Annotated in this window: 20 protein-coding genes; 6 read left to right on the top strand and 14 right to left on the bottom strand. The window is 64.2% G+C overall.

The window, feature by feature from the left end; all coding sequences use genetic code 11:
* Nucleotides 1–5: 5 nt before the first annotated feature.
* The 6 genes from HH212_RS10770 to HH212_RS10745 form a co-directional block, all read right to left on the bottom strand.
* Nucleotides 6–902 (bottom strand): phosphoribosylaminoimidazolesuccinocarboxamide synthase, encoded by an 897-nt coding sequence (locus HH212_RS10770; RefSeq protein WP_170202474.1) that lies wholly within the window; start codon nt 900–902, stop codon nt 6–8.
* Between the two features lie 329 nt (nt 903–1,231).
* Nucleotides 1,232–2,296 (bottom strand): class II fructose-bisphosphate aldolase, encoded by a 1,065-nt coding sequence (fba, locus tag HH212_RS10765; RefSeq protein WP_170202473.1) that lies wholly within the window; start codon nt 2,294–2,296, stop codon nt 1,232–1,234.
* 219 nt (nt 2,297–2,515) lie between these two features.
* A complete protein-coding gene (pyk, locus tag HH212_RS10760; RefSeq protein ID WP_170202472.1) occupies nt 2,516–3,964 on the bottom strand; it encodes a pyruvate kinase in 1,449 nt (482 codons plus the stop codon).
* A gap of 23 nt (nt 3,965–3,987) precedes the next feature.
* Nucleotides 3,988–5,199, bottom strand: a complete 1,212-nt coding sequence (locus HH212_RS10755) for a phosphoglycerate kinase (RefSeq protein ID WP_170202471.1) — start codon at nt 5,197–5,199, stop codon at nt 3,988–3,990.
* Between the two features lie 185 nt (nt 5,200–5,384).
* A complete protein-coding gene (locus HH212_RS10750) occupies nt 5,385–5,741 on the bottom strand; it encodes an AzlD domain-containing protein (protein ID WP_170202470.1) in 357 nt (118 codons plus the stop codon).
* Nucleotides 5,734–6,486, bottom strand: coding sequence for an AzlC family ABC transporter permease (locus HH212_RS10745; RefSeq protein ID WP_229217663.1), 753 nt, complete (start codon nt 6,484–6,486; stop codon nt 5,734–5,736). The genes HH212_RS10750 and HH212_RS10745 overlap by 8 nt, the downstream gene beginning before the upstream one ends.
* Nucleotides 6,487–6,728: 242 nt before the next feature.
* Between HH212_RS10745 and HH212_RS10740 the strand changes: the two genes are divergently transcribed.
* The 3 genes from HH212_RS10740 to HH212_RS10730 are packed head-to-tail and all read left to right on the top strand — an operon-like array spanning nt 6,729 to nt 8,666.
* Nucleotides 6,729–6,920, top strand: coding sequence for a zinc-finger domain-containing protein (locus HH212_RS10740; RefSeq protein ID WP_170202469.1), 192 nt, complete (start codon nt 6,729–6,731; stop codon nt 6,918–6,920).
* 53 nt (nt 6,921–6,973) lie between these two features.
* Complete coding sequence (locus tag HH212_RS10735; RefSeq protein WP_229217662.1) at nt 6,974–8,065, top strand: YheT family hydrolase; 1,092 nt, start codon at nt 6,974–6,976, stop codon at nt 8,063–8,065.
* A gap of 4 nt (nt 8,066–8,069) precedes the next feature.
* The gene (locus HH212_RS10730) at nt 8,070–8,666 is read left to right on the top strand and encodes a DUF2946 family protein (RefSeq protein WP_170202468.1); all 597 of its coding nucleotides are present in this window, start codon (nt 8,070–8,072) and stop codon (nt 8,664–8,666) included.
* 421 nt (nt 8,667–9,087) lie between these two features.
* Here the strand turns inward: HH212_RS10730 and HH212_RS10725 are convergent, their stop codons facing one another.
* A complete protein-coding gene (locus HH212_RS10725) occupies nt 9,088–10,659 on the bottom strand; it encodes a M48 family metalloprotease (protein WP_170205376.1) in 1,572 nt (523 codons plus the stop codon).
* A gap of 185 nt (nt 10,660–10,844) precedes the next feature.
* Between HH212_RS10725 and moaC the strand changes: the two genes are divergently transcribed.
* The 3 genes from moaC to HH212_RS10710 all read left to right on the top strand — a co-directional run bounded on the left by moaC (nt 10,845) and on the right by HH212_RS10710 (nt 15,760).
* The gene (gene moaC / locus HH212_RS10720) at nt 10,845–11,390 is read left to right on the top strand and encodes a cyclic pyranopterin monophosphate synthase MoaC (protein ID WP_255486986.1); all 546 of its coding nucleotides are present in this window, start codon (nt 10,845–10,847) and stop codon (nt 11,388–11,390) included.
* 400 nt (nt 11,391–11,790) lie between these two features.
* Nucleotides 11,791–13,548, top strand: a complete 1,758-nt coding sequence (locus tag HH212_RS27705; RefSeq protein ID WP_170202467.1) for a methyl-accepting chemotaxis protein — start codon at nt 11,791–11,793, stop codon at nt 13,546–13,548.
* A 184-nt stretch (nt 13,549–13,732) separates the two neighbouring features.
* The gene (locus tag HH212_RS10710) at nt 13,733–15,760 is read left to right on the top strand and encodes a S9 family peptidase (protein WP_170205374.1); all 2,028 of its coding nucleotides are present in this window, start codon (nt 13,733–13,735) and stop codon (nt 15,758–15,760) included.
* 119 nt (nt 15,761–15,879) lie between these two features.
* Here HH212_RS10710 and HH212_RS10705 read toward each other — a convergent pair whose 3' ends face one another.
* The 7 genes from HH212_RS10705 to recA form a co-directional block, all read right to left on the bottom strand.
* Nucleotides 15,880–17,268, bottom strand: coding sequence for an O-antigen ligase family protein (locus HH212_RS10705; RefSeq protein ID WP_170202466.1), 1,389 nt, complete (start codon nt 17,266–17,268; stop codon nt 15,880–15,882).
* 157 nt (nt 17,269–17,425) lie between these two features.
* Entirely contained in the window at nt 17,426–17,890 is a 465-nt protein-coding gene (locus HH212_RS10700) for a pilin (RefSeq protein ID WP_170202465.1), read from the bottom strand.
* A gap of 315 nt (nt 17,891–18,205) precedes the next feature.
* On the bottom strand, nt 18,206–19,087 hold the full coding sequence (sucD, locus tag HH212_RS10695; RefSeq protein WP_170202464.1) for a succinate--CoA ligase subunit alpha: 882 nt from the start codon (nt 19,085–19,087) through the stop codon (nt 18,206–18,208).
* 17 nt (nt 19,088–19,104) lie between these two features.
* Nucleotides 19,105–20,274 (bottom strand): ADP-forming succinate--CoA ligase subunit beta, encoded by a 1,170-nt coding sequence (sucC, locus tag HH212_RS10690; RefSeq protein ID WP_170202463.1) that lies wholly within the window; start codon nt 20,272–20,274, stop codon nt 19,105–19,107.
* Nucleotides 20,275–20,353: 79 nt separating this feature from the next.
* On the bottom strand, nt 20,354–20,911 hold the full coding sequence (locus HH212_RS10685) for a DUF2889 domain-containing protein (protein WP_170205373.1): 558 nt from the start codon (nt 20,909–20,911) through the stop codon (nt 20,354–20,356).
* A gap of 327 nt (nt 20,912–21,238) precedes the next feature.
* Entirely contained in the window at nt 21,239–21,694 is a 456-nt protein-coding gene (gene recX, locus HH212_RS10680; RefSeq protein ID WP_170202462.1) for a recombination regulator RecX, read from the bottom strand.
* A 20-nt stretch (nt 21,695–21,714) separates the two neighbouring features.
* Entirely contained in the window at nt 21,715–22,797 is a 1,083-nt protein-coding gene (gene recA / locus HH212_RS10675; protein WP_170202461.1) for a recombinase RecA, read from the bottom strand.
* Nucleotides 22,798–22,826: the final 29 nt, after the last annotated feature.

Genomic DNA, 22,826 nt, shown 5'->3' with positions numbered 1-22,826 from the left:
CCATGTCAGGCCTTCAGCTTTTCGCCGGTCAGGCGTTCGATGGCCTCGAAGTACTTGGCCTGGGTCTTGTCGATCACGTCCTGCGGCAGCGTTGGCGCCGGCGGGGTCTTGTGCCAGTCGGTCAGGGTTTCCAGGTAGTCGCGCACGAACTGCTTGTCGTACGACGGCGGCGACATGCCCGGCGCGTACGAATCGGCCGGCCAGAAGCGCGACGAATCCGCGGTCAGCACTTCGTCCATCAGGTGCAGCACGCCGTCGTCGTCCAGGCCGAACTCGAACTTGGTGTCGGCGATGATGATGCCGCGCGTGGCGGCGTAGTCGGCCGCGGCCGTGTAGAGCTGGATACTGATGTCGCGCATCTTGGCGGCCAGTTCGGCGCCGATGCGCTCTTCCATCTCGGCGAAGCTGATGTTCTCGTCGTGCTCGCCCAGGTCGGCCTTGGCGGCCGGGGTGAACAGCGGTTGCGGCAGCTTGTCGGCCTGGCGCAGGCCGGCCGGCAATTCGATGCCGCACACGCTGCCCGTGGCCTGGTAATCCTTCCAGCCGGAACCGATGATGTAGCCGCGCACCACCGCCTCCACCAGGATCGGCTTCAGGCGCTTGGCGACCACGGCGCGGCCCTTCACCTGCTCCACTTCCCCGGGCGCCACCACCGATTCCGGAGCAATGCCGGTCAGGTGGTTCGGCACGATGTGGCCGAGCTTGTCGAACCAGAAATCGCTCATCTGGTTCAGCACCATGCCCTTGCCCGGGATCGGCTCGTTCATGACGACGTCGAAGGCCGACAGGCGGTCGGTGGTGACGATCAGGATCTTGTCGTCGCCGACGGCGTAGTTGTCACGGACTTTGCCGTGGCCGAGCAATGGCAGGGAGGAAATAGTGGACTGATAAAGGCTTTTCATAGAGGGGATGTCTTGATAAAGCGAAACCGGCGGATGGCCGCCGGTGGGAGGGATCAGGCTGGGAGAGCCTGTGCCAAAGCGATATTTTACGTCATTCCGGGGTAAAGGCTGCCAAGCTTGAAAGGGCTGGATGGCGTAATAGCGGTTTTACGAACAGCGCATGTGAAACCGTCGCCCCCGGCCTTGGCGGCCCCCTTGGCGGGGGCCCATGCTGAGCTACAAAAAACGTCAGCCAGGAATTACCGGTGCAGATTCGGCAAAGCGACTTCGGTGGCGCGGCATGGGTCCCCGCCTGCGCGGGGACGACGCTTCAAACGTACGCGCAATGCTTACTGAACGATCTGCGCCAGCTCGCCCGCCTTATAGCGCTCGGCCATCTTGTCCAGCGGTACTGGCTTGATCTTGGACGCCATGCCTTCGCAGCCGAACGACACGTAGCGCGCCTTGCACACCAGGGTCGCGGCTTCGCGCGCCGGTTTCAGGTAGTCGCGCGGGTCGAATTTCGCCGGGTTCTCGAACAGGTACTTGCGGATCGCGGCCGTCATCGCCAGGCGGATGTCGGTGTCGATGTTGATCTTGCGGACGCCGTGCTTGATGCCTTCCTGGATTTCCTCGACCGGCACGCCATAGGTTTCCTTCATGTCGCCGCCGAATTCGCGGATGATCGCCAGCAGTTCCTGCGGCACCGACGAGGAACCGTGCATCACCAGGTGGGTGTTCGGGATGCGCGCGTGGATTTCCTTGATGCGGTCGATGGCCAGGATGTCGCCGGTCGGCTTGCGGGTAAACTTGTAGGCGCCGTGCGAGGTGCCGATGGCGATCGCCAGCGCGTCGCATTGGGTGCGCGCCACGAAGTCGGCGGCCTGCGCCACGTCGGTCAGCAGCTCTTCGCGGGTCATGGTGCGGTCCGCGCCGTGGCCGTCTTCCTTGTCGCCCTTCATGGTTTCCAGCGAACCGAGCACGCCCAGTTCGGCTTCGACGGTGACGCCGATCGAGTGCGCGAATTTCACCACTTCCTTCGACACCTCGACGTTGTACTCGTACGAAGCGACCGACTTGCCGTCGGCTTCCAGCGAACCGTCCATCATCACCGACGAGAAGCCGGAGCGGATCGCCGCCATGCACACCGCCGGCGACTGGCCGTGGTCCTGGTGCATGACCACCGGGATGTGCGGATAGGCCTCGACGGCGGCGTCGATCAGGTGGCGCAAGAAGGCTTCGCCGGCATATTTGCGGGCGCCGGCGGACGCCTGCATGATCACCGGGCTGTTGGTGGCGTCGGCGGCGGCCATGATGGCCTGCACCTGTTCCAGGTTGTTGACGTTAAAGGCCGGCAAGCCGTAACCGTGTTCGGCGGCGTGGTCCAGTAGTTGACGCAGTGATACGAGTGCCATGGTTGCTACTCCAAACAATAAAGAAACTTGTGTGGGGATATCGAAACCGTATGCCAGCTTGTACGTCGGCAGTGAACTCATACACGTCGTCCCCGCGAAGGCGGGGACCCATGCAGCGCTACCGAAATCACATGATTCGCGTGAACGCGAACTCAGTATGGGTCCCCGCCTACGCGGGGACGACGCGATTTACACGTGCATACCAGGTTTCAGATTCCCTTAATCGAATTCGCCCACGCGCACGATCTTGAGCGCATTGGTACCGCCGGCCTGGCCCATCGGCGAGCCCCAGGTCACAACGATCAGGTCGCCCTTGCGTACGACACCTTCGCGCATCAGCAGTTCCTCGGCCTTGCGCAAGACCGCATGGCTGCCGCCTTCCTGCAGCAGGTGGAAGGCCTGCACGTTGCGGTACAGCGAAGCCTTGCGCTGGGTGTTCTGCAGCGGGGTCAGTGCATAGATCGGCGTGTCGATCGAGTGGCGGCTCATCCACAGCGCGGTCGAGCCGGATTCGGTCAGCGCCACGATCGCTTTTACGCGCAGGTGGTGCGCGGTGAACAGCGTGCCGTAGGCGATCGACTGGTCGATCCGGGTGAACTGCACGTTCAGGAAATCGGCTTCCAGCTTGTTGTATTCGGAGCGCTCGGCTTCGACGCAGATCGCCGACATCATCTCGACGGTCTCGACCGGGTACTTGCCGGACGCGGTCTCGGCCGAGGTCATCACGGCGTCGGTGCCGTCCAGCACGGCATTCGCCACGTCCGAGACTTCAGCGCGGGTCGGCACGGCGTTGACGATCATCGATTCCATCATCTGGGTCGCGGTGATCGCCAGCTTGTTCGATTCGCGCGCCATCTTGATCATGCGCTTTTGCAGCGCCGGCACCGCGGCGTTGCCGACTTCCACCGCCAGGTCGCCGCGCGCCACCATGATGCCGTCCGACGCGTCCAGGATTTCCTGCAGCACCGGAATCGCTTCGGCGCGCTCGATCTTGGCGATCATCATCGGCTTGTGGCCGAACGGCTCGCCGGCGATGTTGGCCAGCTGGCGCGCCATTTCCATGTCGGTGGCGCTCTTCGGGAACGAGATCGCCAGGTAGTCGGCCTGGAAGCTCATCGCGGTCTTGATGTCTTCCATGTCCTTGGCGGTCAATGCCGGCGCGGTCAGGCCGCCGCCCTGGCGGTTGATGCCCTTGTTGTTCGACAGTTCGCCGCCGACCTTGGTCGTGGTATAGATCTCGTGGCCCACCACCTTGTCGACGACCAGCACGATCAAGCCGTCGTTCAGCAACAGGCGGTCGCCCGGCTTGACGTCGCGCGGCAGCGCCTTGTAGTCGAGGCCGACGCGTTCCTGGTTGCCCAGTTCGCCGTTCTCTCCCCACTTGGCGTCCAGGATGAAGGCATCGCCATTGTTCAGGAAGATCTTGCCTTCTTCAAACTTGCCGACACGGATCTTCGGACCCTGCATGTCGGCCATGATCGCGACCTCGCGGCTGCATTCGGCGGCGGCGCGGCGCACCAGGGCCGCGCGGTCGATATGGTCTTGCGCCTTGCCGTGCGAAAAATTCAAGCGCACGACGTCGACGCCGGCGCGGATCATTTTGACGAGGATATCGAAGTCGGTCGAAGCGGGGCCGATGGTTGCTACGATCTTGGTGCCACGGTACATGGTAGTCCTTGAATAGTGACCAATTAAGGTTGTTTTGCAGCGCTGCGCTGCAGCAGGATCTCCACCGCGGGCAGCGTCTTACCTTCGAGGAACTCGAGGAAGGCGCCGCCGCCGGTCGAGATATAGCCGATCTGGTCGGCAATGTTGTACTTTGCAATCGCCGCCAGCGTGTCGCCGCCACCCGCGATCGAGAAACCTTGCGACGACGCGATGGCTTGCGCCAGCGTCTTCGTGCCTTCGGCAAACTGGTCGAACTCGAACACGCCGACCGGGCCGTTCCAGACGATGGTGCCGGCCTGGCCGATCTGCCGGGCCAGCTGGGCCGCGGTCTGCGGGCCGATATCCAGGATCATGTCGTCGTCGGCCACGTCCTTGACATCCTTGACGGTGGCGGCGGCCGTCGGCGAGAACTCTTTTGCGCACACCACGTCGACCGGGATCGGCACCTGCGCGCCGCGCGCCGCCATCTTGTCGATGATGGACTTGGCGTCATTCACCAAATCCGCTTCCGCCAGCGACTTGCCGATGTTCAGGCCGACCGCCTTCATGAAGGTATTGGCGATGCCGCCGCCGACGATCAGGTTATCGACCTTGTCGGCCAGGCTCTGCAGGATCGACAGCTTGGTCGAGACCTTGGAGCCGGCGACGATCGCCAGCAGCGGACGCTGTGGCGCGCCCAGCGCCTTGCCCAGCGCATCCAGCTCGGCCGCCAGCAGCGGACCGGCGGCGACCACGGGCGCGAATTTCGCGATGCCGTGGGTGGTCGCTTCGGCGCGGTGCGCGGTGCCGAAGGCATCGTTCACGTACACGTCGCACAGCTTGGCCATCTTCTGGGCCAGCTCATCCGAGTTTTTCTTTTCACCCTTGTTGACGCGGCAGTTTTCCAGCAGCACGACCTGGCCCGGCGCGACGTCGACGCCGTCGACCCAGTCCCGCTGCAATTCGACCGGCTGCCCCAGCAGCTCGGACAGGCGCGCGGCGACCGGAGACAAGCTGTCTTCCGGCTTGAATTCGCCTTCGGTCGGGCGGCCCAGGTGCGAGGTCACCATGACGGCGGCGCCGGCATCCAGCGCGGCGCGGATGGCGGGCACCGAGGCGCGCACGCGCGTGTCTTCGGTGATGTTGCCGGCGTCATCTTGCGGCACGTTGAGGTCGGCGCGGATGAAGACGCGCTTGCCTTTCAGCGCGTCTTGGTCGATCAGGTCTTGCAAGCGGGTGAAATTGAGGACGGCCATGGCAACAGTATGTAGTTAGGAAACTGACAAGGATAACAAGATCGCTATTTTACCTTAGCCTGGACCCGGAAGCCGGTTCCGGACGGGTGCAATCCAGCATGAATACACAAGCAAAATAGTGACAGACAAGTGTAGGACAGGCATCGTGCACAGGCACAGAAACAATCATGCGGATGAGCGGGCTCTCAGGCGCCATGCCCGAAAACTGGCCAATAAGCCGGCCACAGACGCAACACCGTGAACGCCAGCATGCCGAACACGATGGTCTGCAGCATGTTGCGGCGCCACAGGTAATAGCCGAGCGCGGCCAGGCCGCCCAGCAGCTTCGGGTTGTCCAGCCCCAGCTGCAGTTCGCCCTGCTGTCCCAGCACCAGGTCCGGACCGACGATGGCGGCCAGCGCGCAAGCCGGCGCGTAGCGCAGCATCTCCTGCACGCGCGGCGGAATCGTGACGCGGTGGCCGATCAGCCAGAAGGTGCTGCGGGTGCACGCCGTGGCCACGCCCAGCACCAGGATCACGATCCAGATTTCCCAGTCAGCCACGGCGCACCTTGTTGGACGTTTCCTCGCACACCATGGCGGTGCCCATGCCGAGCAGTACCGCCACCAGCAAGCCGAGTTTATAGGGCAAGGCATGCGCCAGCACCGCCACCACGCCGGCCACCAGCACGCCTACCAGCGCCGGCTTGTTGATGATCAGCGGTACCATGATGCACAGGATGGCCAGCGTGCCGGCAAAGCCGAGCTGCCATTCGGCCGGCACCGCGCTGCCGAGGAACACACCGATCAGCGAACCGATCTGCCAGGCGCACCAGTTCGGATACATCAAGCCTTTCAGGAACGACAGCTTGCCCGGCGCCGGCGTCGATTGCGGGTAGTGGCGCAGGAACAAGGCGATGCTGATGTCGCCGGAGATATAGCCGAGATAAAAGCGCTGGCGCAGCGGCAGGTGCGCGAAATGCGGCCCCAGCAGCGCGGAAAAGATCACGAAACGCAGGTTGACCACCAGTGCGGTGGCGAAGATCACCCAGACCGGCGCACCGGCGGCGATCAGCGGCAGCGACGCCAGCTGGGCCGAGCCGGCAAACGCGACCAGGGTCATGCCGGCCGCCTGCCACACCGTCAAGCCGCCCTTGACCATGGCCACGCCGACCACCATGCCCCAGGCGCCGATGCCGAACAGGGTCGGCAAGCCGGTCTGCAACCCGGCGCGGAAGGCGGAGGGGTCGGGACGGTCGAACTCGTGCGGGATGGGTGGCGCGCCCATGGCCCGGTGCGGCAGGCTCATGTCGCAGTCCTGCAACGATGACAACGCATGAGCGGAATGACGGGCAGGAATCGGGTGGACATGAAGCAGGCAGGTGACAGAGCGTGTGAATTTCTGAAAAGAAACTCTACTCAACAATAATCGTTGCACTATTCTACCGGACCATTCCGGCGAACAGGGTGAATCCGTTAGAATCATGCCTTTGCGGAACGGATAAATCCTGTTCCTTGAGCGCGCGTTTAATTTTGCTGACGGAGAAGTGAATGAACCAGAAGAACATCCCTGCTGTCGAACTGGAAGCCAAGGACTTGCCGGCCTACTGCCCGAACCCGGCCATGTCGCTGTGGTCTTCGCACCCGCGCGTGTTCCTGGACTTCGACCACGACGGCAACGCCCGCTGCCCGTACTGCGGCACCCAGTACCATGTGGCGCCGGGCGCCATGGGCCACCACTGATCTTCTCTCCCTGACGGGGCCGCACCGGCCATCGAATGCATCCCTGACGCACCATGAGCCGCTACTGCGCCGATTGCCATGGATTGTTTTCCGCGATGCCGGCGTACCGCGCACCCGCCTGGCTGCCGGGCGGGCACCTGCAGACGATCTATCCGGCCACCTGCATCGCCAAACCCGCGGTGGCGTTCCGGCGCGAACGCTGGGACACGCCGTGCGGGGCCGACTTCATCGACCTCGACCTGGTCGATGCGCCTGCCGCCTCCAGCGCCAACGCCAGCCCCGGCGCGTCCGATGCGCCGTGCGTGCTGCTGTTCCACGGCCTCGAAGGCTCGTCCGACAGTCACTATGCCCGCGCCCTGATGGCGCAGGTAGCGGCGCGCGGCTGGCACGGCGTGATCCCGCACTTCCGCGGCTGTTCCGGCGAAGCCAACCTGGCGCCGCGCTTCTACCACTCTGGCGACGCCGAGGAACTCGACTGGATCATCCGCCGCCTGCGCCCGCGCTATCGCGGCCCTCTGTACGTGGCCGGCGTCTCGCTCGGCGGCAACGCGTTATTGCGCTGGCTGGGCGAACAACAGCATGGCGCCGCCATCGTCGACGCCGCGGTGGCCGTGTCCGCGCCGCTCGACCTGGCGGCCGGCGGCGCCGCCCTCTCCACCGGCCTGAACCGCGTTTATACGCGCATGTTCCTGGAAACATTGAAACCCAAGGCGCTGGCCAAGCTGGAACAATTTCCTGGACTATTCGACCGCGAACGCCTGCTGGCCGCGCGCGATCTGTATGCCTTCGACAACGTCGTCACCGCGCCGCTGCACGGCTACCGCGACACCGACGATTACTGGCACCGCGCCAGCGCCCGGCACGTGCTGCACGACATCGTCGTGCCGACGCTGGTGCTGAACGCGCGCAACGACCCGTTCCTGCCCGGCCGCCACCTGCCGGCCAGCGCAGCGCCCGCGGTGACGCTGGAATACCCGGACGGCGGCGGCCACGTCGGCTTTCCCACCGGTCCCTTCCCGGGCCGCATCGATTGGCTGCCGCGACGCATCTTGTCTTTCTTCGACGACGTGGCGGGACGACCCGATCCGCATCCGCCGGCGGACCACATGCGCGCGCCGGACGCCGGCCGACTGTGCCAAGCTTGAGTGCATGGACGATATCGTAAAACAGGCAATGGCCAAGTGGCCGAACGTGCCCCACTGCTACGGCTGGCTGGGGCTGGACGCGCGCGGCGCCTGGCGCATGCGCGACGAAGCGGCGCAGCAGGCCGATGCGCCCGGCGACAAGCTGGCCAACGAAGCGCTGGTCGGCTTCATCGAGCGCAACTATGCGGCGGACGAGCGCGGCTGCTGGTATTTCCAGAACGGTCCGCAGCGGGTCTACGTCAACCTGGAAAGCACGCCGTTCATCGCGCGTACCGATCCGGCCCACGGCCTGGTGCTGCACACCGGCGCGCCCGCGGGCGTGCCCGAGCGCGCCTTCCTGAGCGAGGCCGGGCAGTGGCTGCTGGGTCTGGGCGCGCGCATCGCCCAGGTCGACGACCGCGACGCCGCGCAATTGCTGCAGGCGCTGGAACTGGATGGCAAGCCGGCCAGTGACGACGCCGTGCTGGCCTGGCTCGGCGGCGGACCGGGCGCGCTGGCGCTGCGTTGGCAGGAACGGCGCATTCCGGTCGAACACATCGGCGCGGACGAGGCGCCGGCACGGTTCGGGTTCGTGCGGCGCCCGGATCGGCTGTTTGCTTGATCAGCGTCGTCCCCGCGCAGGCGCACTACTGTCCAAGATAGTATTGCTGGCCTAAAAACCGTCGTCCCCGCGAAGGCGGGGACCCATACTGAGTGTCAAAAGTTGGTATTTTTGAAGCATTCTGACTGCTTCCAGCTACCAAATTTTCTTGCTCAGTATGGATCCCCGCCTTCGCGGGGACGACGAGTTATTGGCTAGGAATGATTTTTACGTTACTGCTAGCAACAAAAACTGCTTAAGGCAGAGACAACGATCGTCTTGGACAGCAGTGCGCGCAGGCGGGGACCCATGCTGAATAACCGATTACCGCAAACTCGATCGATCGCAATAGGCACATGAGATCGACCTTGGTTCTTACGTATGGGTTCCCGCCTGCGCGGGAACGACGGCTATTCTGCCGACATCGGCCGAGACATCCAGCTCAATCCCTCTCCTTCTTCTCCTTCTTGTCTTCCTTCTGCTTCGCCTGCAACTCCCGTTCGCGTGCATCGATCACCGCCTGGTCGTAGAACGACACGTCCTTCGCCTTGCGCGCCAGGTTCAACTGGTCGACCGCGGCCGGCAGTGCGCCGGACAGCACGTAGGATTCGGCCAGCGCCATGTGCTGCAGCGCGATCTTGCCCTGCGCGGAATAGGTCTGGGCCAGCTGGTCGTACAGCTTCGGCTCGGCGCGGTATTGCTGCACCTGGTCGCGCAGGAAGGTCGCGGCCCGGTCCAGCTTGCCGTCCGCGATCAGGGCGGCGGCGTACTGGCGCGCCAGCGCGCGCGACAGCGGGAACTTCTGGTGCGCCGCCTCCGCATCCTGCACCGCCTGCGCCAGCAGTTCCTTCGGCTGGCCCGGCGCCAGCTTGATCTCGGTGCCGAGCGCGGCGAACATGGCGCTGCCGTCGGAACCGGGCCGCTCGCTCGAAAACACGCCCGGCCGCGGCTTCATCGAGGCGCGCGCCTTGTCCAGCCATTCCTGCGCCGCCTTCAGGTCGCCCTGCTTCAGGGACCAGTACGACATGCCGTACATGGCGGCGGTCTGGTGCTGCGTGTTCTGCTCGGCCAGCTGCGTCTCGAACACGCCGCGCGCTTCCTCGCGCCCTTTCTGGCTTTCGTCCTGCAGCACGCGGATGCGCGCGCGCACCAGGTGGAACTCGATGCTGTCGGGCCGGATGCGGCCCGGCTTGGGCGCCTCGCGGATGCGCGCCTGGATGTCGGCGATGCGCTCGCCGGTCAGTGGGTGGCTGCTGAGCCAGGCCGGGGCCTCGTCGTACAGGCGGCTGCTGCTCTGCAGGCGCTTGAAGAAGGCGACCATGCCCGAGGTGTCGTAGCCGGCGTTGCGCATGGTCTGGAAGCCGACGCGGTCGGCCTCGCGCTCGGCGTCGCGGCTGAAATTCAGCTGGCGCTGGATGGCCAGCCCCTGCCCGCCCATCATGACGCCCATCGCCGCGTCGGCACCGCCGCCGGCCTTGCCGACCAGCGCCGCCAGGATCAGCGCCGCCAGCGGCAGCAGCGCATCCTGCTTCTGCTGGCCGATCATGCGCGCGATGTGGCGCTGCGACACGTGGCCGATCTCGTGCGACAGTACCGACGCCAGCTCGGATTCGCTCTGCGCCGCCAGCAGCAGCTGCGAGTGCGCGGCGATGAAGCCGCCCGGCAGCGCGAACGCATTGATCATCGGATCGCGCACGACGAAGAAGAAATAATCGGCATTGGTCTCGCCGCGCGCGCCCGGCGACGCGGACACCAGCGCATCGCCGAAATTGTTCATGAACTCGACGACCTGGTCGTCGTCGAGGTAATCGCGGTCGCGCCGGATGTCGTTCATGATCTCTTCGCCGAGCTTGCGCTCGAGCACCGGAGACAGGTCGGCGCGCGCGGTATCGCCCAGCGTCGGCAAGCCGACGGTGTCGGCGGAGCGCAGCACCGGCGTGGTCGGCACGGTCGGCACGGTCGGCAGCGCCGGCGCGGCGGCGCTGCCGGTGGCCAGGCAGGCGGCCAGCAGCATGTGCGACAGGCGCGCGCGCGGACGAAGCACGCGCGCCGGCGCGCCCGGCAAGCGACGCCATGGTGAAAGCTGCAACAGCGCTGGAATCGGGATCGGTTTCACGGTGCTATGATAACCGCATCCCGGCGCGCCGATCGCCGGGCCGATCCTTTGTTACCGCGTCCCGACAGTCCGACACATCACCGATGACCGATTCCACCGCTCCCGCTTCCGCTTCTACCCCCGCCGCTCCCAATGCCGCCGCCTCCGGCGCCAGCCCGCTGACCCACTTCGACGCCACCGGCCAGGCCCACATGGTCGACGTCGGCGCCAAGCACGACACCCACCGCATCGCGGTCGCGGCCGGCACCATCCGCATGCAGCCGGAAACCCTGGCGCTCATCACGTCGGGTAGCGCCAGGAAGGGCGACGTGCTCGGCATCGCGCGCATCGCCGCGATCATGGGCGCCAAGCGCACCAGCGACCTGGTGCCGCTGTGCCATCCGCTGGCGATCACGCGGGTGGCGGTCGACTTCGAGGTCGATGAGGCGAACAACAGCGTCCATTGCCGGGCGCAGGTGGAAACCCATGGCAAGACCGGGGTCGAGATGGAAGCGCTCACCGCCGTGCAGGTAGGATTGCTGACCATCTACGACATGTGCAAGGCGGCGGACCGCGGCATGGTGATGACCAATGTGCGGGTGCTGGAAAAGCATGGCGGCAAGTCGGGCGACTGGACCGCCGCATTATAAGGCTGGCGTCTATCCAGCATCCCAGCGTGGTTTCGCCAAGCGGCAAGACAGTGCAACGCTGTCACTGCCGCCGCCATCGTCTGGTCCCGGCCATCCCTGCATGACCGGTTCATGTGGGTATCGGGCGCCATTGCTTGTCCAACGACCGGCCTTCTTGCTTTCCTCCAAGCTCGATCAATACCCGATGACTGAATAGCAAGCAAAACTTGCCATTTTGCCCTCAAGTGTCGGCAAAACACGCCAATCGCGCGCACCAAAAACGGATTTGACTTAAAATATTTCCGTACATCAATTAGTATTTACCGGACTCACAACTGCCGACTCCTGGCTGGCGCACCCTGCGCGCGCCATACGCAACGTGGCTGAGGCCGCGTCAATCACCATCTCGGAGAACCCATCCATGTTTCGAAATATGAAGGTCGGCACGCGGCTGATCGTTTGCTTCCTGGCCGTGGCCTTGCTCGGCGTCGTCGTCGCCGGCATCGGCATCCACAACATGGACCAGATGAACGAACGCGCCAGGATCCTGTACCAGCGCGAACTGCTCGGCGTGTCGTACGCCAAGGAAGCGAATATCAACCTCATCTACATCAACCGCGCCCTGCGCGGTGCGATGCTGGCCGCCACCGAGAAGCGCCGCCAGACCTCGCTGGAGAATGTCGAGGTGTTCAAGAAGACCATGCAGCAGTACCTCGACCTGGCCCGTCCGCTGTTCAACACCGAGGAAGGCAAGCAGAAATTCGCCGAGCTGGACGCCCAGTTGCGCGCCTATAACGACGTAATCGCCGAGCTGGCGCGGCGCACCCGGGCCGAAGAGCTGCAGGCGCAGCGCGATTCGGTCGTCTACCTGTTCGACACTTTCATGCCGCGCTCCAACGAGATCGACGACAAGATGACGGAACTGGCCAGGCTCAAGGAAAAGACCGCACTGCAGACCGACCAGGAAAACATGGCCGCCTACGAACACAGCCGCGGCCTGATGCTGATCCTGGCACTGTGCAGCCTGGCGGCCGGCGTCGTCCTGGGCGTGCTGATCACCCGCAGCCTGACCCGCCAGCTGGGCGGCGAGCCGGCCTACGCCGCCGAAGTCGCCAACCGCATCGCCTCGGGCGACCTGGTCAGCGAGGTGCAGTTGCGCGCCGACGACCGCGCCAGCTTGCTGTTTGCGATGAGCACGATGCGCGCCAAGCTGGCCGAGATCGTCACCCAGGTGCGCGGCGGCACCGATGCCATCGCCTCGGCCTCCGGCCAGATCGCGGCCGGCAACCTGGACCTGTCCTCGCGCACCGAAGAGCAGGCCAGCTCGCTGGAAGAAACCGCATCCTCGATGGAAGAACTGACTTCGACCGTCAAGCAGAACGCCGACAATGCGCGCCAGGCGAATGCGCTGGCGATGACCGCCTCCAGCACGGCCAGCAAGGGCGGCGCCGTGGTGGCGCAGGTGGTCGAGACCATGGGCTCGATCAGGGATTCGTCTTCCAAGATCGTCGACATCATCGGCGTCATCGACGGCATCGCCTTCCAGACCAACATCCTGGCGCTGAATGCCGCCGTGGAAGCGGCGCGCGCCGGCGAGCAGGGCCGCGGGTTCGCGGTCGTGGCCGGCGAGGTACGCACGCTGGCGCAGCGTTCGGCCGCCGCCGCCAAGGAAATCAAGCAATTGATCGGCGACTCGGTCAGTAAGGTCGAAAGCGGCAGCCAGCTGGTCGACCAGGCCGGCGGCACCATGCACGAAGTGGTGGAAAGCATCCAGCGCGTGGCCGACATCATGAGCGAGATCACCGCGGCCAGCCAGGAACAGACTGCCGGTATCGAGCAGATCAACCAGGCGATCATCCAGATGGACAATGTCACCCAGCAGAATGCCGGGCTGGTCGAGGAAGCCGCGGCGGCCTCGGAAGCGCTGCAGGAGCAGGCCGGCAAGCTGTCGGGGCTGGTCAGTTTGTTCCGGGTGGAGATGACGCAGGCGGCGCAGGCAGCCGTGCCCGCCAAGGCGCCTGTCAAAGCGACGCTTGCCAAGGCAGCCATCAAGGCCTCGTTGCCCGCGCCGGTCAAATCGGTGGCGGCGCCGTCCAAGGCGGCAAGCGCCGCGCCGGCGGCGCGTCCTGCGGCGAAGGTGCCGGCGCCGGCGGGCGATGGGGATTGGGAAGAGTTTTGATCCGCTCGTAAAGACCCTGCCATCCTTGCTGCATGGTAAATTGATCGTTTTCACTACGGCTGCCTGAACGGCGCCGTGGCTCGATCATCAGCAGACAGGACAAGGCAGGATGAAGACACGTATCAAAACATGCTTGCCGGCGCTGGCAGCCGCGGCGCTGGTCACGGCCGCTGCCGTGGCAACCATGACCCCGGCGCTGGCGGCCGCGCCGCGCGGTTTCACGGTCGAGGACCTGGTGGCGATGGAGCGCGCCGGCACCCCGGTGGTGTCGCCCGACGGATCGCGCATCGTGTATCCGGTGCGCAGTACCGACCTGGCCAAGAACAAGGGCCACACCGATTTGTTCCTGGTCGACCTGCGCGCCGCCAACCCGGCGCCGCAGCGCCTGACCGCCGACGCCGCCAGCAGCACCGAGCCGGAATGGTCGAATAGCGGCGACGCCCTGTATTTCCTGTCGACCCGCTCGGGTTCGTCGCAAGTCTGGCGCCTGCCGCTGGCCGGCGCCAAGCCCGGCGCCGCGACCCAGGTGACCGACCTGCCGCTCGACGTCGATGCCTTCCGCATTTCCCCCGCCAACGACCGCATCGCCGTCAGCATGGCGGTGTTCCGCGACTGCGCCGACCTGGCCTGCACCAGGCGCCGCACCGAGGCGCACGAGCAGGACAAGGCCACCGGCAAAGTCTACGACCGCCTGTTCGTACGCCACTGGGACACCTGGGCCGACGGCCGCAACGCCGTGCTGTATTCGCTGCCGCTGGACGCGGCCGGCCGTGCCGGCGGCACGCCGGTCAGCCTGTCCGGTTCGCTCGACGGCGACGTGCCTTCGAAGCCGTTCGGCGACCGCGAGGAATTCCGCTTCAGCCCGGACGGCAGGAACATCGTGTTTTCGGTGCGTATCGCCGGCAAGACCGAAGCCTGGTCGACCAATTTCGACCTGTACACGGTCCCGGCCGCCGGCGGCCAGGCGCCGCGCAACCTGACGGCCGACAATCCGGCCTGGGATACCAAGGGCGTGTTTTCTCCGGACGGCCGCACCCTGGCCTACCTGGCCATGGCGCGTCCCGGTTTCGAGGCCGACCGCTACCAGGTCATGTTGATGGACGTCGCCAGCGGCAGCAAGCGCAAGCTGGCGGCCGACTGGGACCGCTCGCCCGGCAACCTGCAATGGACCCAGGACGGCAAGTCGCTGGTGGTCGATGCCGAGGACATTGGCCAGCACCGCCTGTTCAGCATCGATATCGCCGGCGGCAAGGTGACGCCGCTGACGGGCAAGGGGTCGATCGGCGGCTACGACGTGCGCGGCGGCACCCTCGCCTACACCCAGACCAGCCTGTCATCCGGCGCACAATTGTTTTCGATGAAGCTGGGCGGCGCGGCGCCGACGCAATTGACGCACCTGAACGCCGAGCGCCTGGCCGACGTGCGCTGGGGCGAGGCGGAACAGTTTTCGTTCAAGGGCGCCAACGGCGACACGGTGTACGGCCACGTGATGAAACCGTGGAACTATGAACCGGGCAAACGATACCCGGTCGCCTTCCTGGTGCATGGCGGCCCCCAGGGCAGCTTCGGCAACGGCTGGAGCTACCGCTGGAATCCGCAAGTGTACGCCGGCGCCGGCTACGCCACCGTGTTCATCGATTTCCATGGTTCCACCGGCTATGGCCAACGATTCACCGACGCCATCAGCGGCGACTGGGGCGGCAAGCCGCTGGAAGACCTGCAAAAGGGTCTCGCCGCGGCGGTCGGCAAGTATGCGTGGCTGGACCGCGGCAACGCCTGCGCGCTGGGCGCGTCCTATGGCGGCTACATGATGAACTGGATCGAGGGCAATTGGCCGGACGGCTTCAAGTGCATCGTCAACCACGACGGCGTGTTCGATACGCGCGGCATGGCGTATGCCACCGAGGAACAATGGTTCACCGATTGGGAAAACGGCGGCCCCTATTTCCAGGTGCCGGAAAAGCACGAACGCTTCAACCCGGTCCTGTTCGTGAACAAATGGAAGACCCCGATGCTGGTGGTGCAAGGCGACCTCGACTTCCGCATCCCGACCGCGCAGGGCCTGTCGACCTTCACCGCGCTGCAGCGGCGCGGCATCGACAGCAAACTGCTGGTGTTCCCGGACGAAAATCACTGGGTCTTGAAGCCGGCCAATTCGCTGCTGTGGCATCGCACGGTGTTCGACTGGCTCGATCACTACCTGAAGCATTGACACTGGATGAGCTTTTTAGGATCGCGCCCGGCGTCATCGCCATCGAATGGCGTGCTGGCCGCATCATTGTCCTGGCGCAAAATGCGGGAGACATGACGCTAGAGTGCACGATCGTCTAGTCAAAAGTAGCCGGCTTCCCACATACGTGGCCAATGCATGCCCGAATTGGCGGCCTGCTCGGCGCCGCGCAGCGGCACATGGCGTGCACGGTCTGCCAGGGTTGGCGCCACGGACCAGCCCAGCAGGCAGGCGGCAAACACCACCAGCATCGCCGTGACAGGCCGCCTGGCTGCAGGCGCATCGCTGCAGGCGGCCTGCGGCGCCAGCGCACGCACCCACCCGGCAGCGCAGCCGACTACCAGCACGACTGCCAGCCGGCTTTGCGGCATGACGAACACGCCGGAAAACAGGGCGTCCACCATAATGGCCAGGATCGCCGCCAGGAACATCACGCAGGTTTCCTGCTGACGCCGGTCGGATTGTGCCAGGCCTGCCATGGCACGCAGGAATGCCCGCATCCCCACGCCAATCGCGCCGAAGAGACATAAAAGGGCCGGTAAGCCCCACTCCACCGCCACCTGCAAGATCCAATCATGCGGATGGGCGCCGATCTTCAGGTCGGCGCCGTAATGGGCAAAGTGCAATGGCCCGACGCCCAGCCACGGATGTGCAACAATCAATTGCACCGCGCGTGACCAGAGGAACTGGCGGCCGGAAGCGGGATCGGACGTGGTACGCGCCATCACATTGTCCACGTTGCCGAGCGGCTGCAGCCCGGCGCACTCTGGCAACAGCACGAACAACAAGACATACAGCGCGCAGCCCGCCAGTGCCGTCGCCATCATGGCTCTCAGGAATCCATGCGCATGACGGCCACGCAGGCAGAGCACCGCCACGCCTCCGGCCGCCAATGCGACCAGGCTGGCGCGCGCCTCGCCCACGTACAGCAGGGACCACCAGAAGGCGGCCAGCGCAAACCATGCACGGCGTCGCATGCCGCCCGGAGGCGCCTGCTGGTACGACAGAATGATCAGTGGCAGTAAGGCTGTCTGCGTGTGATTAAGAAAACGCACGTTACTGAAGCCGATGGCCAGACTGTGGATACCGATTTGATAACCGTTGGCAAGCGCGGCCGCATACATCAACATCACACGCAGCGAATAGAACAGACAGGCAAGGCCTACCCATTGCAAGACGCGCTCGACGGCATCGCCTCCGCCACGAGCAACCTCGGCATGCACCACGTGCGCGAGCAGCACCAGCAACAGGATGCTCGACCACTCGTACAGTGCATGGCGCGGCGACCAGGCGGCCAGCGCAGAGACCAGGCCCAACAGGAAAAACGCGGACAAGAACAGTCGTATTGCCCACGGCATCGTGGCTGGCGTCTGAAAAAGCTGTTTGCCGGACACGATCCTGGCGACGCAAACCAGTAGCAGGACAAGTTCCGTACAGCGTTGCAGGTCATGCCCATCGACAAGAAGGAAATTCAGCAGAAGTGCGGTCATCAGGGCTGCCGTGCAAGCAGGCCCTTTCCATGCGATCGAAAACGTGGTTGTCGAAACGATCGGTGTGCCAGGATGCGACATGTGCTTGTCTCGCGCCAGGAGGTAACGGAAACGAAAAAGCCGCCCATGGGGCGGCTTGCGATACTGCGTATGTCAATTAGCTACCGATCGAACCCTTCTCGAGGACAGTTTTCACAGCAGTATTGGTGGTGGCGGCAGCAATCTTCCAGGTGACGGCGCTGTCGCCGATGGTCGGGGTGAAGACGACGTTGGTACCCGACGTGTTCTTGCCGATGTCGGCCAGGGTCAGGGTAATGACGCCATTCGCCTCAACCTTGACAGCGCTGACTTCCTTGGTGGCAGTGAAGGTAGCAGGGAACAGCGCAGGATTATCGGTGGTGTCGCATTTGGCCACTGAACCGGCTTCCTGGCCGCACATGGCGACGGCGGTCTTGTACGGATCGGCTGCCGACAGCGCGTTCGCGGCCTTGGCCTTGGCGGTGTAGTCGCTGTACGCCGGAATGGCGACGGCAGCCAGGATGCCGATGATCGCGACAACGATCATCAATTCGATCAGGGTGAAACCGGCTTCGGCTTTCTTGACAATTTTCGGTGCTTTCATGATATTTCTCCGGATGGGTACGACGTTAAGGGGTACTGCTTGTCTGGTTACTGCTTGCTTCTGCTCTACTCTATGCAAGCGCTGTGCCAGGTCGTTTCCATACGGAATCGTTATTCATGAATTATTGAACAGATCCGTTTTTGCACATTTATGCTTGCCATGTGACAATTTTTGTTACTCCTCGACGGCGCAATTTGTCAGGTCACCGTCTTTGGCATGCCGCTGTCAAAAAATGTCAGCCCAAAATGCAAAAGGGAGCCGCAGCTCCCTTGTTCTTGCCAGGTCCGGCGCAGGCCGGACCCTTGTATCGATCGATTACAGCATGGCCTGCAGCAGGCGCGCCATTTCCGACGGGTTCTTGGTGACCTTGATGCCGCAGGCTTCCATGATTTCCAGCTTGGCTTGCGCAGTGTCGGCGCCGCCCGAGATCAGCGCGCCGGCGTGGCCCATGCGCTTGCCCGGCGGCGCGGTGACGCCAGCGATGAAGCCGACCACCGGCTTCTTCATGTTGTCCTTGATCCAGTACGCAGCGTTGGCTTCGTCCGGGCCGCCGATCTCGCCGATCATGATGACGGCGTCGGTATCCGGATCGTCGTTGAACATCTTCATCACGTCGATGTGCTTCAAGCCGTTGATCGGGTCGCCGCCGATGCCGACTGCCGACGATTGGCCCAGGCCCAGCGCGGTCAATTGACCCACTGCTTCATAGGTCAGGGTGCCCGAGCGCGACACGACGCCGATGCGGCCCTTCTTGTGGATGTGGCCCGGCATGATGCCGATCTTGATTTCGTCCGGAGTGATCAGGCCCGGGCAGTTCGGGCCCAGCAGCAGGGTCTTGCTGCCGGCCTTGGCCATGCGATCCTTGACTTCCATCATGTCACGGACCGGGATGCCTTCGGTGATGCAGATCGCCAGGTCCAGTTCGGCTTCCACGGCTTCCCAGATCGCGGCGGCGGCGCCTGCCGGCGGCACGTAGATCACGGACACGTTGGCGCCAGTTTCCTTCTTGGCTTCGGCGACGTTGGCAAAGATCGGGATGCCTTCGAAGTCTTCGCCGGCTTTCTTCGGATTCACGCCGGCAACGAAAGCTTCGCGGCCGTTCGCGTAATCGCGGCACATGCGGGTGTGGAACTGGCCGGTCTTGCCGGTGATGCCCTGGGTGACTACTTTGGTGTCTTTATTGATGAGAATCGACATTTTCTTTCCTTCGCGAATTAGGCTTGACCGGCGGCAGCGGCAACGACCTGCTTCGCTGCATCTTCCATCGTATCGGCGGCAATGATCGGCAGGCCGGATTCGGCCAGCATCTTCTTGCCCAGGTCTTCGTTGGTGCCCTTCATGCGCACGACCAGCGGCACTTGCAGCGACACGGCCTTGGAAGCGGCGATCACGCCTTCGGCGATGACGTCGCAACGCATGATGCCGCCGAAGATGTTGACCAGGATTGCCTTCAGGCCTGGGTTTTTCAGCATGATCTTGAACGCTTCGGTGACCTTCTCGGCGGTGGCGCCGCCGCCCACGTCCAGGAAGTTGGCAGGTTCGCCGCCGAACAGCTTGATCGTGTCCATGGTGGCCATGGCCAGGCCGGCGCCGTTCACCAGGCAGCCGATGTTGCCGTCCAGCGAGATATAGGCCAGGTCGAATTTCGATGCCTCGACTTCGGCCGCGTCTTCCTCGTCCAGGTCGCGGTAGGCGACGATGTCCGGGCGGCGGAACAGGGCGTTCGGGTCGAAATTGAACTTGGCGTCCAGGGCGATCACTTTACCGTCGCCGGTCAGGATCAGCGGGTTGATCTCGGCCAGCGATGCGTCGGTTTCCCAGTAGGCTTTGTACAGGCCTTGCAGGTTGGTGCGGGCGGCTTCGATCGAGCCTTCCGGCACGCCGATCTTGCGGGCGATGTCATCGGCTTCGGCATCGGTCAAGCCGACTTTCGGGTCGATGGCGATGCTGTGGATCTTTTCCGGGTTGCTGTGCGCGACTTCTTCGATGTCCATGCCGCCTTCCGACGAGGCCATCAGCACGACCTTCTGGGTGACGCGGTCGGTGACCAGCGACACGTACAGTTCCTTCTTGATGTCGGCGCCTTCTTCGATCAGCAGGCGGTTGACCTTCTGGCCTTCCGGGCTGGTCTGGTGGGTGATCAGCTGCATGCCCATGATCTGGTTGGCGTACTCGCGCACCTGATCGATCGACTTGGCGACCTTCACGCCGCCGCCCTTGCCGCGGCCGCCAGCATGGATCTGCGCCTTGACTACCCAGACCGGGCCGCCCAGCTCTTCAGCTGCCTTGACGGCCTCGTCCACCGACATGCACGGAATGCCGCGCGGAACGGTCACTCCGAACTTTCGGAGGATTTCTTTGCCCTGATACTCATGGATTTTCATGCTGGCTTCCCTTCTCTGTTACTGATTAAGAAATGCGGTTGGAATAAAGATTCGAACAACTAAGCGACAAAACCGGATACTAACCCGGTACCGCCTTCAATACCCAGCGCGGATAATAGGTCTCGACGACGGGGCCGTCGAGGCGCAGGGCGTGGCAGCGGCCGAGTTCATAGGGACGCTCGGGCGAGGCATCGCCCGGGCGGCTTTCCATGGCGTCGTCGGACCAGGCTTGCAATGCCGCGGTGGGCAGGACCTGGGCCAACTCGGTCAGGTGCGTGCAGCCGAGGACGCCGGACAGGCGGTCCTTCAAATGCAGCCGGAAATGGTTCAGCAGCGACAAGCCGATCAGCTTCTGGTAGGCAGGGGCAATGGTGTCGCAATGGCCGGGAAAGGGCACGGCGTCGGAGGCGGCTTGCGCATCGACGATGGTCATGTCACGGTCAATCGTCACGCGCAGCTTGAGATCGTGGACCGGCACGCCGCCGGGGCGGTGACCGGACGGCAGTTCGATGTCATGCGGTTTTATGTCGCGGATGCAGGCGTCAAGGTCCCACAAACCATCGTCGCGTGCATACGCTTCAACGGTAATGGCGCGCGTATGCCGAAGCTGACGCGGAGCGGGTGAAGACAAGGGCATAAAAACCAATGCCGACATGCGGCGATAAAAGTATTGCAGCCGTGTGCCTGATGCACGTTGCCGCAGCTTCTACGGCAACAACCGCTCTTGCGGCGCTGCTTAAACCATGAAAGTTTAGCACAGCGCGCCAGCCATGTGGCGGTTGGAACGGCGATACCGGAATTATGAAGGGAAGATAAAAGAAATTCGGCCGACAAGGCCGACAGGCGGCGACACGGCCGAATAATCGATGCCGGCCAGCCGCGCAGCGGAGACAGGCCAGGACTGTGACGACAGAGAAATGCGCAATGAACAGCGCCTGCTTGCTGCGGAGATCGGCTTCCGCGACTACTCGTCGTCGTCCTCGCGCCCCTGCATCGCATTGCGTACGGCACCCTGGGAAAAACCGCGCGCCAGCATGAAGCGCATTTGCTTGCTGCGCTCGGCCGCATCCTGGGCGACGCGGCCGAACTTGCGCTGCCAGACTTCCCTGGCGCGCGCCAGTTCGGTGGAAGCGAGCTCGGATTTCAACTCGGCCAGGTCCTCCCCCTTCACGCCATGCTGCTGGAGTTCGGAGAGGACCCGGCTGTTGCCGTAGCGGCCGGCGCGGCGATGCACCAGCGATTCGGCAAACCGTTCCTGCGACAGCCAGTTGTTCTTTTCGAGGAAGTCGAGCAACGCCTCGACGTCGTCGCCTTCCTCGGCGTGGCGGGCCAGCTTGCGCCCCAGTTCGAGCCGGCTGTGCTCGCGCGTCGAAAGATACTTCAACGCGCGCCCCTTCAAACTGAGCTGCTGGCGCACCATCCGCTACCGGCCCCCGACGATTACTCTTCGACGGCCGTGGCGGCCACCGGGGCGGCAGCCTCGGCACCGGCCGCGACCGGCGGCAGTTCGCGCACGCCGAGGGCGGCACGGACCTTGTTCTCGATCTCGCGCGCCAGGGCCGGGCGGTCCTTCAAGAACTGGCGGGCATTGTCCTTGCCCTGGCCGATACGTTCGCCGCCATAGCTATACCAGGAACCCGCCTTCTCGACCAGCTTGTTGTCCACGCCCAGGTCGATGATCTCGCCTTCGCGCGACGTGCCTTCGCCATACAGGATGTCGAAGTGGGCTTCCTTGAACGGCGGCGCGATCTTGTTCTTGACGACCTTGACCTTGGTTTCGTTACCGATCACCTCGTCGCCCGACTTGATCGAACCGGTACGGCGGATGTCCATGCGCACGGAGGCGTAGAACTTCAGCGCGTTACCGCCGGTCGTGGTTTCCGGGCTGCCGAACATCACGCCGATCTTCATGCGGATCTGGTTGATGAAGATGACCAGCGTGTTGGTGCGGTTGATCGACGCGGTCAGCTTGCGCAGCGCCTGCGACATCAGTCGGGCCTGCAGGCCCGGCAGCGAGTCGCCCATGTCGCCTTCGATCTCGGCGCGCGGGGTCAGCGCCGCCACCGAGTCGATGACCACCAGGTCGACGCTGCCCGAGCGCACCAGCGCGTCGGTGATTTCCAGCGCCTGCTCGCCGGTGTCCGGCTGCGAGATCAGCAGCTCGTCCAGCTTGATGCCCAGCTTTTGCGCATAGCCGACGTCGAGCGCGTGCTCGGCGTCGATGAAGGCGCAGGTGCCGCCCAGCTTTTGCATCTGGGCGATGGTCTGCAGGGTCAGCGTGGTCTTGCCCGACGACTCCGGACCGTAGATTTCGACGATACGGCCGCGCGGCAGGCCGCCGACGCCGAGCGCGATGTCCAGGCCCAGCGAGCCGGTGGACACGGTTTGCACTTCCTCGACCGGCGTGTTGGCATCCATGCGCATGACCGAGCCCTTGCCGAACTGCTTTTCGATCTGCGCGAGGGCTGCTGCCAGCGCCTTGCCTTTTTCGGCTGCATTTACTGCGGTTTTCTTATCGTCCATAATTTTCTTTCAGTCCTAGAGTCAACCAA

The sequence above is a fragment of the Massilia forsythiae genome (assembly GCF_012849555.1).
Taxonomy (GTDB): Bacteria; Pseudomonadota; Gammaproteobacteria; order Burkholderiales; family Burkholderiaceae_D; genus Telluria; species Telluria forsythiae.
Note: the sequence above shows the minus strand (reverse complement) of the source record. Positions and strands in the feature narration are given on the sequence as shown.

Bases quoted from the DNA above. Each gene is read 5' to 3' on its own strand.
- HH212_RS10685 (WP_170205373.1), bottom strand. From the start codon at position 20,911: ATGCCCTTGTCTTCACCCGCTCCGCGTCAGCTTCGGCATACGCGCGCC.
- fba (WP_170202473.1), bottom strand. From the start codon at position 2,296: ATGGCACTCGTATCACTGCGTCAACTACTGGACCACGCCGCCGAACAC.
- sucD (WP_170202464.1), bottom strand. From the start codon at position 19,087: ATGTCGATTCTCATCAATAAAGACACCAAAGTAGTCACCCAGGGCATC.
- HH212_RS10710 (WP_170205374.1), top strand. From the start codon at position 13,733: ATGACCCCGGCGCTGGCGGCCGCGCCGCGCGGTTTCACGGTCGAGGAC.
- HH212_RS10740 (WP_170202469.1), top strand. From the start codon at position 6,729: ATGAACCAGAAGAACATCCCTGCTGTCGAACTGGAAGCCAAGGACTTG.
- HH212_RS27705 (WP_170202467.1), top strand. From the start codon at position 11,791: ATGTTTCGAAATATGAAGGTCGGCACGCGGCTGATCGTTTGCTTCCTG.
- HH212_RS10770 (WP_170202474.1), bottom strand. From the start codon at position 902: ATGAAAAGCCTTTATCAGTCCACTATTTCCTCCCTGCCATTGCTCGGC.
- HH212_RS10725 (WP_170205376.1), bottom strand. From the start codon at position 10,659: ATGCTGCTGGCCGCCTGCCTGGCCACCGGCAGCGCCGCCGCGCCGGCG.
- HH212_RS10730 (WP_170202468.1), top strand. From the start codon at position 8,070: ATGGACGATATCGTAAAACAGGCAATGGCCAAGTGGCCGAACGTGCCC.
- sucC (WP_170202463.1), bottom strand. From the start codon at position 20,274: ATGAAAATCCATGAGTATCAGGGCAAAGAAATCCTCCGAAAGTTCGGA.
- moaC (WP_255486986.1), top strand. From the start codon at position 10,845: ATGACCGATTCCACCGCTCCCGCTTCCGCTTCTACCCCCGCCGCTCCC.
- HH212_RS10705 (WP_170202466.1), bottom strand. From the start codon at position 17,268: ATGACCGCACTTCTGCTGAATTTCCTTCTTGTCGATGGGCATGACCTG.
- HH212_RS10755 (WP_170202471.1), bottom strand. From the start codon at position 5,199: ATGGCCGTCCTCAATTTCACCCGCTTGCAAGACCTGATCGACCAAGAC.
- HH212_RS10700 (WP_170202465.1), bottom strand. From the start codon at position 17,890: ATGAAAGCACCGAAAATTGTCAAGAAAGCCGAAGCCGGTTTCACCCTG.
- recA (WP_170202461.1), bottom strand. From the start codon at position 22,797: ATGGACGATAAGAAAACCGCAGTAAATGCAGCCGAAAAAGGCAAGGCG.
- HH212_RS10745 (WP_229217663.1), bottom strand. From the start codon at position 6,486: ATGAGCCTGCCGCACCGGGCCATGGGCGCGCCACCCATCCCGCACGAG.
- pyk (WP_170202472.1), bottom strand. From the start codon at position 3,964: ATGTACCGTGGCACCAAGATCGTAGCAACCATCGGCCCCGCTTCGACC.
- HH212_RS10735 (WP_229217662.1), top strand. From the start codon at position 6,974: ATGAGCCGCTACTGCGCCGATTGCCATGGATTGTTTTCCGCGATGCCG.
- recX (WP_170202462.1), bottom strand. From the start codon at position 21,694: ATGGTGCGCCAGCAGCTCAGTTTGAAGGGGCGCGCGTTGAAGTATCTT.